At 66.4% G+C, this 13,395-nt stretch carries 13 protein-coding genes; 12 read left to right on the top strand and 1 reads right to left on the bottom strand.

Features of this window, described 5'->3' with window-relative positions; translation table 11 throughout:
• Positions 1-256: 256 nt before the first annotated feature.
• Positions 257-796 carry an SET domain-containing protein gene (locus V7787_RS27850; protein ID WP_336090586.1) on the bottom strand — a complete coding sequence of 180 codons (540 nt, stop codon included), beginning with the start codon at positions 794-796 and terminating at the stop codon, positions 257-259.
• Between the two features lie 255 nt (positions 797-1,051).
• Here V7787_RS27850 and V7787_RS27845 point away from each other — a divergent pair, with 255 nt between their 5' ends.
• From V7787_RS27845 to V7787_RS27790, 12 genes are all read left to right on the top strand, one after another.
• Positions 1,052-1,531: an SUF system Fe-S cluster assembly regulator gene (locus V7787_RS27845; RefSeq protein WP_336090585.1), complete on the top strand. Its 480-nt coding sequence runs from the start codon at positions 1,052-1,054 to the stop codon at positions 1,529-1,531.
• A 73-nt stretch (positions 1,532-1,604) separates the two neighbouring features.
• Positions 1,605-3,038 carry a Fe-S cluster assembly protein SufB gene (sufB, locus tag V7787_RS27840; protein WP_336090634.1) on the top strand — a complete coding sequence of 478 codons (1,434 nt, stop codon included), beginning with the start codon at positions 1,605-1,607 and terminating at the stop codon, positions 3,036-3,038.
• Positions 3,039-3,219: 181 nt separating this feature from the next.
• Positions 3,220-3,984 carry a Fe-S cluster assembly ATPase SufC gene (gene sufC, locus V7787_RS27835; protein WP_336090584.1) on the top strand — a complete coding sequence of 255 codons (765 nt, stop codon included), beginning with the start codon at positions 3,220-3,222 and terminating at the stop codon, positions 3,982-3,984.
• A 31-nt stretch (positions 3,985-4,015) separates the two neighbouring features.
• Positions 4,016-5,311, top strand: coding sequence for a Fe-S cluster assembly protein SufD (gene sufD, locus V7787_RS27830; RefSeq protein WP_336090583.1), 1,296 nt, complete (start codon positions 4,016-4,018; stop codon positions 5,309-5,311).
• A gap of 107 nt (positions 5,312-5,418) precedes the next feature.
• Positions 5,419-6,660, top strand: coding sequence for a cysteine desulfurase (locus V7787_RS27825; RefSeq protein WP_336090582.1), 1,242 nt, complete (start codon positions 5,419-5,421; stop codon positions 6,658-6,660).
• An 84-nt stretch (positions 6,661-6,744) separates the two neighbouring features.
• Positions 6,745-7,302, top strand: coding sequence for a GNAT family N-acetyltransferase (locus tag V7787_RS27820; protein ID WP_336090580.1), 558 nt, complete (start codon positions 6,745-6,747; stop codon positions 7,300-7,302).
• Between the two features lie 83 nt (positions 7,303-7,385).
• Entirely contained in the window at positions 7,386-7,709 is a 324-nt protein-coding gene (locus V7787_RS27815; RefSeq protein WP_336090578.1) for a Rieske (2Fe-2S) protein, read from the top strand.
• 397 nt (positions 7,710-8,106) lie between these two features.
• Complete coding sequence (locus tag V7787_RS27810; RefSeq protein WP_336090576.1) at positions 8,107-10,413, top strand: TonB-dependent receptor; 2,307 nt, start codon at positions 8,107-8,109, stop codon at positions 10,411-10,413.
• A 131-nt stretch (positions 10,414-10,544) separates the two neighbouring features.
• Complete coding sequence (locus tag V7787_RS27805) at positions 10,545-11,231, top strand: Fe2+-dependent dioxygenase (RefSeq protein WP_336090575.1); 687 nt, start codon at positions 10,545-10,547, stop codon at positions 11,229-11,231.
• An 83-nt stretch (positions 11,232-11,314) separates the two neighbouring features.
• Positions 11,315-11,899, top strand: coding sequence for a PepSY-associated TM helix domain-containing protein (locus V7787_RS27800; RefSeq protein ID WP_336090632.1), 585 nt, complete (start codon positions 11,315-11,317; stop codon positions 11,897-11,899).
• Positions 11,900-11,932: 33 nt separating this feature from the next.
• The gene (locus V7787_RS27795) at positions 11,933-12,448 is read left to right on the top strand and encodes a DUF2271 domain-containing protein (RefSeq protein ID WP_336090573.1); all 516 of its coding nucleotides are present in this window, start codon (positions 11,933-11,935) and stop codon (positions 12,446-12,448) included.
• Between the two features lie 130 nt (positions 12,449-12,578).
• Entirely contained in the window at positions 12,579-13,388 is an 810-nt protein-coding gene (locus V7787_RS27790; RefSeq protein ID WP_336090572.1) for a DUF4198 domain-containing protein, read from the top strand.
• Positions 13,389-13,395 lie beyond the last annotated feature (7 nt).

Genomic DNA, 13,395 nt, shown 5'->3' with positions numbered 1-13,395 from the left:
AAAGCGAACCGGCGCTCATTGTCGCCGCGCGGTGTTATCGCGGCGTGGCGGCGGATGCATCGCAGTGTCCCGTCGCGGGATGCGGTCGGCTATCGGACCTTTGTCCGCGCCTAGCTCTTAGCCCCTCTCCCGCTTGCGGGAGAGGGGTTGGGGTGAGGGCGCGCGGCGGCGAATGCCCTCATCCGGCCCTTCGGGCCACCTTCTCCTGCAAAGCGGGAGAAGGGCTCAGCGTAGGCGGACGCTCTGGCGCCCAGCCTCAATCTTTCTTCTTGTCCTTCTTCTTTTTCTTGTCCTTCTTCTTGTCCTTGCCCTTCTTCTTTTTCTTCTTGTCCTTCTTGGGCTGGAGCATGGTCCCGGTGCAGTTTTCCGAACCGCAGCGGCATTCCCAGATCTTCTTCAGTTCCTTGGTGTGCTTCTCGGCCAAGGTGATGCCGTAGTTGTACGACAGCTCCTCGCCCGGGGCGATATCGCGGATCGCCTCGATGAACACCTTGTCCAGACGGCGGTCCTTGCCGTCGTCCTCTTCCAGCAGCGCCTCGCAATTGGGCGAGCAGCTGTGGTTGATCCAACGCGCGGTATTGCCTTCGAAATTGGCATCGATCACGTACTCGTCATTGAGCGTGAACAGGAAGGTATGGCCGGAATCGGCATCGCCACTGTCGCCGGCGTCGGCTTCTTCGTGGGTGCGGCGGCGGCCTTTGTATTCGATGACGCGTTCGCCCTTGGCGATCGGGGCGACGGCGAATACGCCGTTGCCGTGGATGGCTGAACGACGGGCGGCGATCTTGCGCGGCATGTTGATTCCCGAAATGACGAACGGTCATTCTGACCTGAGCGGGGGTTCGGCCGCTATCGTCGGGGTTAGCGTTTCGCACGGGCCGCCAACCGCATTACCCGATCGCATACCTGCCCGCCTCCCCTCCCCACCCCCGCCCCGGCCACCCCGCCCGGCTCGCTGAATTGGGCAAAACCCGGGCGCTGGCTTCGACCGCGATAAAACCGTACAATTTCGGTACGAATTACACCGCCCGCCTGCCTGGCCCCCACGCCCATGCTCCGCGTCACCAAACTCACCGACTACGCCACGGTCGTGCTGACCGTCCTGGCGGCCCAGCACGACCGCGTCCTCAGCGCGGCCGAACTGGCCGAACGGGCGGGTCTGGAAGCGCCGACGGTCAGCAAGGTGCTCAAGCCGCTGGCCCAGGCCGGTCTGGTCGAGGGTTTCCGCGGCGCCAACGGCGGTTACCGCCTGGCCCGGGCGCCGCGCGACATCGGCCTGATCGAGATCGTCGAGGCGATGGAAGGCCCGCTGGGCATGACCGAATGCAGCGTCCACGAAGGCAACTGCGGCCTGGAGCAACAGTGCGGCGTGCGCGCCAACTGGCGCCGGATCAACGATGTCGTAGTGGAAGCCCTCAGCAACGTGACCCTCGCCCAGATGTTGGCCCCCGCCCCGGTGTTCGTCTCCGACCTCCCTCATGAAACCGCCGCCACCGCCAAGCGCATCGACCTGCGCCTGGCCGGCGCATAGACAGTAGGCAGCCGCCATGGCCACCGACATCAAACAGACTCCCGCGCCGGCGGGCGACATCGGCAATCGACCGATGCAAAACGAGATGATCCATGAGCAGTTGGGTCGTCGTTACGAAGCCGGTTTCATCACCGACATCGAATCCGACAGCCTGCCGCCGGGTCTGGACGAGGACGTCATCCGCGCGCTGTCGGCCAAGAAGAACGAGCCGCAGTGGATGACCGACTGGCGCCTGCAGGCCTACCGCCACTGGCTGACCATGCCGATGCCGCACTGGGCCAAGCTCAACATCGCGGCGATCGATTTCCAGGCGCTGAGCTACTACAGCGCGCCCAAGGCCAAGTACAACTCGCTCGACGAAGTGCCGCAGGAACTGCTGGACACCTACGACAAGCTCGGCGTGCCGCTGCACGAGCGCGCGCGCCTGGCCGGCGTGGCGGTGGACGCGGTGTTCGACTCGGTCTCCGTCGGCACCACCTTCCGCAAGGAACTGGCCGAGAAGGGCATCGTTTTCTGCTCGATGTCCGAGGCCATCCGCGAACACCCCGAACTGGTGCAGAAGTACCTCGGCAGCGTGGTGCCGGTCGGCGACAACTACTTCGCTGCGCTGAACTCGGCGGTGTTCTCCGACGGCAGCTTCGTGTTCATCCCCAAGGGCGTGCGCTGCCCGATGGAGCTGAGCACCTACTTCCGCATCAACGCCGGCCACACCGGCCAGTTCGAGCGCACCCTGATCGTGTGCGAGGACAAGGCCTACGTCTCGTACCTGGAAGGCTGCACCGCGCCGATGCGCGATGAGAACCAGCTGCACGCCGCGGTGGTCGAGCTGGTGGCGCTGGAAGACGCCGAGATCAAGTACAGCACCGTGCAGAACTGGTATCCCGGCGACGAGAACGGCGTCGGCGGCATCTACAACTTCGTGACCAAGCGCGGCGAATGCCGCGGCGCGCGCAGCAAGATCAGCTGGACCCAGGTTGAAACCGGTTCGGCGATCACCTGGAAGTACCCGTCGTGCGTGCTGCTGGGCGACGATTCGGTCGGCGAGTTCTATTCGGTCGCGCTGACCCATCACCGCCAGCAGGCCGACACCGGCACCAAGATGATCCACATCGGCAAGCGCACCAAGTCCAAGATCATCAGCAAGGGCATCAGCGCCGGCCGCGGCCAGAACACCTACCGCGGCCTGGTCAAGGTCGAAAAGAACGCCGCCGGCGCGCGCAACCACACCCAGTGCGACAGCCTGCTGATCGGCAAGAAGTGCGGCGCGCACACCTTCCCGTACATCGAGGTCAAGCACCCCGACGCAACCGTCGAGCACGAAGCCACCACCTCCAAGATCAGCGATGACCAGCTGTTCTATTGCCGTTCGCGCGGCATCGGCGAGGAAGACGCGGTGTCGATGATCGTCGACGGCTTCTGCAAATCGGTGTTCCGCGAGTTGCCGATGGAGTTCGCGGTGGAAGCCAAGAAGCTGTTGGAAGTGAGCCTGGAAGGCAGCGTCGGCTAACGCACTCTCTTCTCCCGCCTGGCGGCGCCCGAAGGGTGTGCAAGGCTGAGAAGGTGGCCCGAAGGGCCGGATGAGGGCACGCGCGCCCTCACCCCAACCCCTCTCCCGCGAGCGGGAGAGGGGCTAAAGATAAAAGCTGCTGCGCAAGCGCGCGACAGCTAACCCATCTGGATACATAACGATGCTCAAGATCGAAAACCTCCACGTCTCCGTAGCCGGCAAAGAGATCCTCAAGGGCCTGACCCTGGAGCTGATCCCCGGCCAAGTGCACGCCATCATGGGCCCCAACGGCGCCGGCAAGTCCACGCTCGGCAACGTGCTGGCAGGTCGCGAAGGCTATGAGGTCACCCAAGGCACGATCGAATTCGACGGCCGCGACCTGCTGGCCCTGGAACCCGAGGAGCGCGCCGCCGCCGGCGTGTTCCTGGCCTTCCAGTACCCGGTCGAGATTCCCGGCGTCAACAACACCTACTTCCTGCGCGCCGCGCTCAACGCCCAGCGCAAGGCGCGCGGCGAGGCCGAGCTGGACTCGATGCAGTTCCTCAAGCTGGTGCGCGAAAAGCTCGCCGTGCTGCATCTGAAGGACGAACTGCTGCATCGCGGCGTCAACGAAGGCTTCAGCGGCGGCGAAAAGAAGCGCAACGAGATCTTCCAGCTGGCGCTGCTGGAGCCCAAGCTGGCGATCCTGGACGAAACCGATTCGGGCCTGGACATCGACGCGCTCAAGGCCGTCGCCCACGGCGTCAACACGCTGCGCTCCAGCGAACGCGCGTTCCTGGTGATCACCCACTATCAGCGCCTGCTCGACTACATCAAACCCGACGTGGTGCACGTGCTGGCCGACGGCCGCATCGTCGAAACCGGCGGGCCGGAGCTGGCGCTGGAACTGGAAGCGCACGGCTACGAATGGCTCAAGGACCGCGTCGCTCCGGAGAACGCGGCGTGATCTTCGCTAACCCCGGCCTGGAGCGCGCCCGATGAGCGCCCTGCTCGACGCCTTCGCCGCGTCCTTCGATACGCTGGCCGCGCGCGAGTCCGCCGGACTCGGCGCCACCCGCCGCGCCGCGCTCGACGCCGCGCTGCGCGACGGCCTGCCCGGCCCGCGCACCGAAGCCTGGAAATACACTGCGCTGCGCGCGCTGGAACGGCGCGCCTTCGCCGCCGCCACGCACGCGCCGGCCGGGTTCGACGCCGCCGCGATCGCCGGCATTCCGGCGCCGCGGATCGTGTTCCACAACGGCCGCTTCGACGCCGCGCATTCGGATTTGTCCGGTCTGCCGGCCGGCGTGTCGCTGCTGCCGCTGTCGCAAGTGCTGGCCGCCGACGACGCCCGCGAAGCCAACTTCCTCGCCCGCCGCTTCGAACGCGCCGACGAAGTCTTCGCCCGCCTCAACGCCGCGCTGGCCGACGAAGGCGCGGTGTTGCGGGTCGACGCCGGCGTGCAGGCCGAGGGCACGGTGCATCTGGTGTTCCTGGGCAGCCCCGCTGCCGGCGACCTGGCCTGGCACCTGCGCCATCTGATCGAACTGCGCGAAGGCGCCAGCCTCAACGTGGTCGAGCATCAGATCGCCACCGACACCCACAACCACCTGTCCAACAGCCTGACCCACGTGCATCTGGCGCCGAACGCGACGCTGTCGCACGCGCGGGTCCAGGACGACGCGCTCGGCGCGAGCGTGTTCGCGCGTACCGACGCGGTGCTGGCGCGCGGCGCGCGCTACCGCCGGATCGACCTGGAACTGGGCGCGGCGCTGGCCCGTCACGAACTCAACGCCGCGCTGCACGGCGAAGGCTCGCACGTCCACGCCAACGGCGTGCTGCTGGCCACCGGCCGCCGCCATCTCGACACCCGCCTGGGGATCGATCACGTCGGCCGCGACACCGAATGCGAATTGACCTGGCGCGGCCTCGGCGCCGGCCGTTCGCGCGCGGCGTTCCATGGCGGCATCCTGATCCGCGAAGGCGCCGACGGCAGCAACGCCGCGTTGTCCAACAAGAACCTGCTGCTCAGCGAAGGCGCGGAGATCGACACCCAACCGGTGCTGGAAATCCACGCCGACGAAGTCCAGGCCGCGCACGGCGCCACCGTCGGCCAGCTCGACGCCAATGCGCTGTTCTACCTGCGCTCGCGCGGCGTGCCGGCCGAAGCGGCGCGGGCGCTGCTGACCACCGCGTTCTGCCGCGAAACCCTGGCGGTGATCGAGGACGAAACCGCGCGCGCCATGCTCGAAGTACGCCTGAACCTCGCCCTGGCGCGGTTGCAACCCGCTTGAAGCCAGGAGTGAGCGTAGAGGAGTGAGGAGTGAGAAAAAGCTCTTCGCCTCCGCTCACTCCTCACTCCTCACTCCTCTCCACTCACTTCTCGCTTCCCGGGACCACGATGACCATCGCTGCCCCCTCTCCCGCCGCCATCGACTGGGCCGCCGTGCGCGCCGACTTCCCGGTGCTGACCCGCCAGGTCCACGGCAAGCCGCTGATCTATTTCGACTCGGCCAACACCGGGCAGAAGCCCAACGCGGTGATCGAGGCGGTCGACGATTTCTATCGCAACCACAACGCCAACGTCAGCCGCGCCGTGCACACGCTGGGCAGCGAGGCCACCGAGACGTACGAGGGCGCGCGGGCCAAGCTGGCGCGTTTTCTCAATGTGCGCGTGGATGAGTTGGTGTTGTGCAGCGGCACCACCTTCGCCATCAACCTGGTCGCGTACTCCTGGGCGTTGCCGCGGCTGAAGGCCGGCGACGCGATCGTGCTCACGCGCATGGAGCATCACGCCAACATCGTGCCGTGGCAGTTGGTCGCCCAGCGCACCGGCGCGACGATCAAGGTCGCCGAGATCGACGAACTCGGCCGCCTGAACCTGGATCACCTGTATTCGCTGCTCACCCCCGAAGTGAAGCTGCTCGCGCTGACCCACGTCTCCAACGTGCTCGGTACGGTCAACCCGGTGCGCGAAATCTGCCGCGAAGCGCGCAAGCGCGGCATCGCCACCCTGATCGACGGCTCGCAGGCCGCGCCGCACCGGCCGCTGGACATCGCCGCCATCGGCTGCGATTTCTACGCGATCACCGGCCACAAGATGAGCGGCCCGACCGGCACCGGCGCGCTGTGGGCGCGGCGCGAGCACCTCGACGCGATGCCGCCGTTCGTCGGCGGCGGCGAGATGATCAAGGAAGTGCGGTTCGAAGGCACCGTGTTCGCCGACGGCCCGCGCCGGTTCGAAGCCGGCACCCCCAACATCGCCGGTTTCGCCGGGCTCGGCGCGGCGGTGGATTATTTGTCGAACCTGGGCATGGCCCAGATCGACGCGCGCGAACAAGCGCTGCTGACCCGTTTCAACCAGGCCTTGAGCGAAGTTCCGGGGCTGCGCATCTTCGGCCAGTCCGAGGACAAGGCCGCGGTGGTCAGTTTCCTGATCGACGGCGCCCACGCCCACGATCTGGCCACCCTGCTCGACCTGGAAGGCGTGGCGATCCGCTCCGGCCACCACTGCGCCCACCCGCTGATGCAGCATTTCGGCGTGCCGGCGACTTGCCGCGCCTCGCTGGCTTACTACAACACCTTCGAAGAAATCGACGCCTTCGTCGCCGCGCTGCACAAGGTGCGCAAGCTGCTGGCCTGAACCGGGCCGCTTGCGCACCCGCGCCGCAACCGAACTCGCCCCGGCCGTATCCACGGTCGCCCCCTCCCACTCAACGGCCACGCCATGTCATCCGTCATCGCCGCCACGCCCCTGGTTTTCCGCCACGCCACCCTCGCCGACACCGACGCGCTGATCGCGCTGGTCGAATCGGCCTACCGCGGCGACGCCAGCCGCGCCGGCTGGACCACCGAAGCCGATTTGCTCGACGGCCGCCGCACCGGCGCCGACGACATCCACGACTGCGTGAACCGCGAACGCAGCGTGATCCTGATCGCCGAAACCGCCGCTGCCGACGGCGCCCCGCAGATGCTCGCCTGCGCCCACATCGCCGAAGAAGAAGGCGCCGGCTACTTCGGCATGTTCTCGGTCCAGCCCAATCTGCAGGGCGGCGGCATCGGCAAGCGGGTGATCGACGAAGCCGAGCGCATCGTCCGCGACGAATGGCACCTGCCGGCCATGCGCATGACCGTGATCGACGTCCGCAACGAGCTGATCGCGTTCTACGAGCGCCGCGGCTATGTCCGCACCGGCAAGCTCAAGCCCTTCCCCTACGGCGATGAGCGTTTCGGCCTGCCCAAGCGCGACGATCTGCGCTTCGAAGTGCTGGAAAAAGCCCTCTGAGCGCCTCCGCGGCCGCGTCTCGTCTCGGGCCGGCCGCGGCCTTAAACTAAGCCCTCGCACCGCCAGCTTCAGGAAAGCACGCCATGGGCGATTGGGTTTTCGTCTGCGCCACCTCGCAACTGCTCCCCGGCGAATCCACCGTCGCCTGGGACGGCGACACCGCGATCTTCGTCTGCAACTACGACGGCGATTACTACGCCCTGGAAGACCGCTGCTCGCACGAGGACTTCGAACTGTCCTCCGGCGCGTTCGACGGCGAACAAGCCAGCATCGAGTGCGTGCTGCACGGCGCGCGCTTCGACGTCCGCGACGGCCGCCCGCTGTGCGCGCCCGCGTACGAGCCGGTGCCGAAATTCCCGGTCAAGGTCGAAGACGGCGGGGTCTGGACCCGCGACGACCGCGAGTAAAACCGCCGGCAAAACCACGCGGCCTCTCCCGCGTCGTTCCCGTGCAAACTCGCCCCCTCCGTCATTCCGGCGAAAGCCGGAACCCATTTTGATTTCGCTCTCGATCCACGCGGGCAACCGCAGCATCGCGGCGCCCGAAACCACCCAAACGACATACGTCGATCCAAGGCTTCAACCCAGCCTTGAGGCCTAACCGCGCCCGCGCTCAAACCGCGATCCAATGCCCATTCGGCCGCCGCTTTAACCACATTTTTGTTACGAAAACGGTTACAGCACGCCGTTCATGTTCATTTTTCGTTGCAAATGAGAATTCATCTCATTAAGATCGCGGCCTGACGCGGCTTGCTGCCGCCCGCTGTTTCGCCCCCCCCCTTTTTTCCTGCCCCCAGAGATTCCCATGTCGACCACGAAGCTCGTCGTGTCGCCGCTTGCCGGCGCGCTCGCTCTTGCCATCAGCCTGCCCACCTTCGCCGCTCCGGCGCCCGCTCCCCAGGCCAAGGACGTGGAAGGCGTCGAAGTCCACGGCCAGCGCATCCAGAAGGCCAGCAGCGGCAAGTACACCGCGAACCTGCGCGACACCCCGCAGACGATCAGCGTGATCGACCGCAACACCATCGACGGCCAGAACCTGCTGTCGCTGACCGACATCCTCAGCACCCTGCCCGGCATCACCTTCGGCGCCGGCGAAGGCGGCGGCGGTTTCGGCGACAAGATCAACCTGCGCGGCTTCGACGCCAGCAGCGACATCACCGTCGACGGCGTGCGCGACAGCGGTCTGTACAGCCGCACCGATCCGTTCAACCTGGAAGCGGTGGAAGTGGTCAACGGCGCCAACTCGGTCTACTCCGGCGCGGGCTCGGTCGGCGGCACCGTCAACCTGGTCAGCAAGTACGCCGGCCTCAACGAGTTCCACAAGGCGAGCATCGCCGGCGGCACCGACGGCTACGCGCGCATGACCACCGACAGCAACTTCGTGATCGGCGAAAGCACCGGCCTGCGCTTGAACGCGATGGCGCACCAGAACGACGTTCCGGGCCGCGACGTCGAAAGCAACCAGCGCTGGGGCGTGGCCGCCTCGCTCGGCTTCGGCCTGGGCAGCGACACCACCTGGACCTTGAACTACCTGCACCAGGAAGACGACAACACCCCGCAATACGGCCTGCCGTTCTTCAACGGCGACGTGCTGCCCGGCGTCGACCGCGGCAACTACTACGGCTACAGCAACATCGACAAGCAAGAGGTCCAGGTCGACTCGGTGACCTCGATCATCGATCACGCCTTCAACGAGCGCTTCAAGGTGCGCAACCTGACCCGTTGGCAGCAGGCCGATCAGTTCTCGCTGGTCGACGCGGTCCAGGGCACCTGGTGCCTGGACAGCGGCTTGACCCCGACCGGCGCCGCCTGCGGCACCGGCGCCACCCGCCGCGGCTACTACAACCCCAGCGGCCCGCGCGGTTACGGCCGCGACACCCGCAACACCACCCTCTACAACCAGACCGACCTGACCACCAACTTCAGCACCGGTCCGGTCGAGCACACCCTGGTCGCCGGTTTCTCGATCCTGCACGAAACCTTCGACCTCGACGTCACCAGCGATTTCCGCAATCCCAACGGCACCAACCCGTACATCAACGGCCTGCCGCAGATGAACATCGCGCGTCCGGACCACATCTACACCGGCCCGATCAACCGCACCCTGACCGGCCGCACCGAAGGCGAGCTCGACAACCGCGCGCTGTACGTGTTCGACACCCTGAAGTTCAACGAGCAGTGGCAGTTGAGCCTGGGCGCGCGCTACGAGCGCAACGAAGGCAAGACCAACAACGCCGTGGTGACCCAGGCCCCGACCACCGTCGGCGGCGCGTTGCCGCCGCAGCCGATCGGCACCGTCACCGGTTACGGCGTGCCGTTCAAGAACAGCGACGACCTGTTCTCCTACCGCGCCGGCCTGGTGTTCAAGCCGGTCGAGAACGGCAGCATCTACATCGCCTACGGCAACTCCAAGACCCCGTCGAAGGCTTCGGTCAACGGCTCGTGCACCGCGCAGACCTGCTCGGTCGATCCGGAAACCGCGGTCAACTACGAAATCGGCACCAAGTGGGACTTCCTCGACGGCCGCCTCGCCCTGACCGGCTCGGTGTTCCGCAACGATCGCAAGAACTACAAGGTCGCCGACCTGGACAACCCGAACAATCTGTCCGGCCTGCAGCAGCTCGACGGCCAGGCGCGCGTGGACGGCGTGATGCTGGGCCTGTCGGGCCTGATCACCGACCAGTGGGCGGTCTACGCCAACTACGCCTTCCTCGACAGCGAAGTGCTGCAGGGCGTGTCCGACCGTCAGGCCGGCCTGGGCCTGGACTACACCAAGGGCGACCGCCTGACCCAGGTGCCGGAGCACTCCTTCAGCCTGTGGACCACCTACGACCTCAGCCCGAAGTGGCAGATCGGCTACGGCGCGACCTACCAGGGCAAGATCTGGCTGACCCAGCACAGCGCCACCAACGTCAACGGCCCGCTGACCACTTACGGCAGCTACTGGACCCACCGCGCGATGGTCGCCTACAAGTTCAACCGTTCCGCCCAGCTCCAGCTCAACGTCAACAACCTCACCGACGAAGAGTATTTCACCCGCATCCGCAACAACGGTTGGGCGACGCCGGGCGACGGCCGCCAAGTGGTGCTGAGCGCGAACTTCTCGTTCTGATCGCTTCGTTGAGCGGTGGCGACCCGGCGCGGCCAGTGGCACGCCACGCCGGCTTCACGTTCTAATCGGACTTCCACCGTCCGCGCGCGCCGCCCGGGTCTCTCCCCCGGGCGGCCGCATCGAGGAAAACCATGCTGCTGCACGTTCCCAAGGTTCTCACCGCCGAACAGGTCGCCCATTGCCGGGCGCGCCTGGATCAGGCCGGGTGGGCCGATGGACGCATCACCGCCGGCCACCAGTCGGCCAAGGCCAAGGACAACGCGCAATTGCCGGAAACCGATCCGGTCGCGCGCGAGCTGGGCCCGTTGATTCTCGACGCCTTGTCGAAGAACCCCACCTTCTTTTCCGCCGCGTTGCCGCAACGGGTGTATCCGCCGTTGTTCAACCGCTACGCCGGCGGCCAATCGTTCGGCTTCCACGTCGACAACGCGATCCGCTACGACCGCAGCCGCGGCGGCATGGACGCGGTCCGCACCGATCTGTCGGCGACCTTGTTCCTCAGCGCGCCGGAGGAATACGACGGCGGCGAACTGGTGATCGAAGACACCTACGGCAGCCACGCGGTGAAACTCGCCGCCGGCGATCTGGTGCTGTATCCGGGCACCAGCCTGCACAAGGTCACCCCGGTCACCCGCGGCGAGCGCATCGCTTCGTTCTTCTGGATTCAGAGCCTGCTGGCCGAAGACGCGCAGCGCCGGTTGATGTTCGAACTCGACGTGTCGATCCGCCGCCTCAGCGCCGACGTGCCCGAGCATCCGGCGCTGGTGCAGTTGACCGGCGTCTATCACAACCTGTTGCGGCGCTGGAGCCAGACGTGAGCGCGGCCGACGCCGCCAACGCCAAACCCGCCGCCGCGAAAGCCGCGGCGCGCGCCGCCGATCCCAATGCCCGCGCCTACTGGCTGAAAACGCTGCACCGCTGGCATTGGATCAGCGCCGCGCTGAGCCTGGTCGCGCTGCTGCTGTTCTCGGTCACCGGCATCACCTTGAACCACGCCGCCCAGATCGAATCCGAGCCGCGCGTGGTCAACCTCAAGGAAACCCTGCCGGCGAGCTTGCTGCGCGGCCTCAAGCGCGAGCAGCCCGCCGACGCGCCGCTGCCCGGCAATGTCAACGACTGGCTCGCAGATGCGTTGGACGTGCGCACCGCCGGGCGCAAGGGCGAGTGGTCCGACGGCGAGGTCTACGTCTCGCTGCCGCGTCCCGGCGGCGATGCGTGGATCAGCATCGACCGCGAAACCGGCGCGATCGAATACGAACGCACCGACCGCGGCTGGATCGCCTGGCTCAACGATCTGCACAAGGGCCGCAACACCGGCGCGGCGTGGCGCTGGTTCATCGATGTGTTCGCCGTCGCCTGCCTGCTGTTCGCCTTCACCGGCCTGTGGCTGCTGCAGTTGCATGCGCGCCAACGCGGCAAGACCTGGCCGCTGGTCGCGGCGGGTCTGGCGATACCGCTGCTGATCGTCATTGTTTTCATGCATTGAACATTCGTCTTTAAAGCACTGCAGGAGCGATCCATGAAGCTGTCTTCGTTCAAGATTCTGATTCCCGCGCTGGCGTTGCCGCTGCCGGCGTTCGCGGCCGATCTGGAACTCAACATCGAGATCCCGCGGATCAACGCGGCCGAGTACCACCGCCCCTACGTGGCCGCGTGGATCGAGAAAGCCGACAACACCGTCGCCAGCAACCTCAGCGTCTGGTACGACGTGGACATGAAGAACGGCGAAGGCACCAAGTGGCTCAAGGACATGCGCCAGTGGTGGCGGCGCAGCGGCCGCACCCTGAGCATGCCGGTCGACGGCGTCAGCGGCGCGACCCGTCCGGTCGGCTCGCACGCGCTGAATTTCAAGGGCAACAGCAAGCAACTGGCCGGGCTGGCGCCGGGCAGCTACACCCTGGTGGTGGAAGCCGCGCGCGAAGTCGGCGGCCGCGAAATGCTGACGATCCCGTTCGAGTGGCCGGCCAAGGCGCAGCGCCTGTCGGCGCAGGGCAAGACCGAGTTGGGCAAGGTCGGGTTGGTGGTGAAGCCCTGATACAGCGGGGATGGGGGTTGGGGAACCGAGAACTGTAGAAACGGTTCCGCTTGGTTCCTGCACTCGACCCACCCGCGCCTTTGCTTTGACTGATCCCTCTTCCTTATTTCTGATTTCCGGAGCCAACGCCATGAACCTGAAACTGCTCGCTGTCACCGCCGCCGCCACGCTCGCGCTCGCCGGCCCCGCGCAGGCGCACAAAGCCTGGTTGCAGCCGTCGCAGACCGTGTTTTCCGAGAAGGGCTCGTGGATGACGGTCGATGCCGCCGTCTCCAACGACCTGTTCTATTTCAACCACGTGCCGCTGGCGCTGGAGCGCTTGCAGGTCACCGCGCCCGACGGCAGCAGCGTGCAGGCGCAGAACGGCGCCACCGGCAAGCTGCGCAGCGTGTTCGATCTGCAACTGCAGCAGGAAGGCACCTACAAGATCGCGATGAACAACGAAGGCATGTTCGCCAGCTACAAGCTCGGCGGCGAAGCCAAGCGTTGGCGCGGCAAGGCCAGCGAGTTCAAGAGCGGTATTCCGGCCGGCGCGACCGAAGTCAGCGCTTCGGAAAGCCTGGGCCGGGTGGAAACTTTCGCCACCGTCGGCAAGCCGACCACGACCGTGTTCAAGACCAGCGGCAAGGGTATCGAGCTGGTGCCGGTGACCCACCCCAACGATTTGTTCGCCGGCGAAGCGGCGAGCTTCCAGTTGTTGATCGACGGCAAGCCGGCGTCGGGGCTGAAGATCGAAATCGTCCCGGGCGCGACCCGTTACCGCAATCAGCAGGACGAAATCAACCTCACCACCGGCGCCGACGGCAAGTTCGAAGTGAAGTGGCCGCAGGCCGGCATGTACTGGCTGGAAACCACCAGCGAAGACAACAAGACCACCCTGCCCGACGCCAAGCAGCGCCGCTTGAGCTACGTGGCCGTGTTCGAAGTGCTGCCGCAGTAAGCCGGTC

The organism is Pseudomonas sp. CGJS7, assembly GCF_036961695.1.
The sequence above is the reverse complement of the archived record's forward strand: the minus strand, read 5'-3'. Positions and strand labels throughout refer to the sequence as shown.

Excerpts from the sequence above, each read along its gene's own strand:
- V7787_RS27790 (WP_336090572.1), top strand. The coding sequence starts at position 12,579 with ATGAACCTGAAACTGCTCGCTGTCACCGCCGCCGCCACGCTCGCGCTC.
- sufC (WP_336090584.1), top strand. The coding sequence starts at position 3,220 with ATGCTCAAGATCGAAAACCTCCACGTCTCCGTAGCCGGCAAAGAGATC.
- V7787_RS27850 (WP_336090586.1), bottom strand. The coding sequence starts at position 796 with ATGCCGCGCAAGATCGCCGCCCGTCGTTCAGCCATCCACGGCAACGGC.
- V7787_RS27820 (WP_336090580.1), top strand. The coding sequence starts at position 6,745 with ATGTCATCCGTCATCGCCGCCACGCCCCTGGTTTTCCGCCACGCCACC.
- sufB (WP_336090634.1), top strand. The coding sequence starts at position 1,605 with ATGCAAAACGAGATGATCCATGAGCAGTTGGGTCGTCGTTACGAAGCC.
- V7787_RS27845 (WP_336090585.1), top strand. The coding sequence starts at position 1,052 with ATGCTCCGCGTCACCAAACTCACCGACTACGCCACGGTCGTGCTGACC.
- V7787_RS27810 (WP_336090576.1), top strand. The coding sequence starts at position 8,107 with ATGTCGACCACGAAGCTCGTCGTGTCGCCGCTTGCCGGCGCGCTCGCT.
- sufD (WP_336090583.1), top strand. The coding sequence starts at position 4,016 with ATGAGCGCCCTGCTCGACGCCTTCGCCGCGTCCTTCGATACGCTGGCC.
- V7787_RS27805 (WP_336090575.1), top strand. The coding sequence starts at position 10,545 with ATGCTGCTGCACGTTCCCAAGGTTCTCACCGCCGAACAGGTCGCCCAT.
- V7787_RS27815 (WP_336090578.1), top strand. The coding sequence starts at position 7,386 with ATGGGCGATTGGGTTTTCGTCTGCGCCACCTCGCAACTGCTCCCCGGC.
- V7787_RS27825 (WP_336090582.1), top strand. The coding sequence starts at position 5,419 with ATGACCATCGCTGCCCCCTCTCCCGCCGCCATCGACTGGGCCGCCGTG.
- V7787_RS27795 (WP_336090573.1), top strand. The coding sequence starts at position 11,933 with ATGAAGCTGTCTTCGTTCAAGATTCTGATTCCCGCGCTGGCGTTGCCG.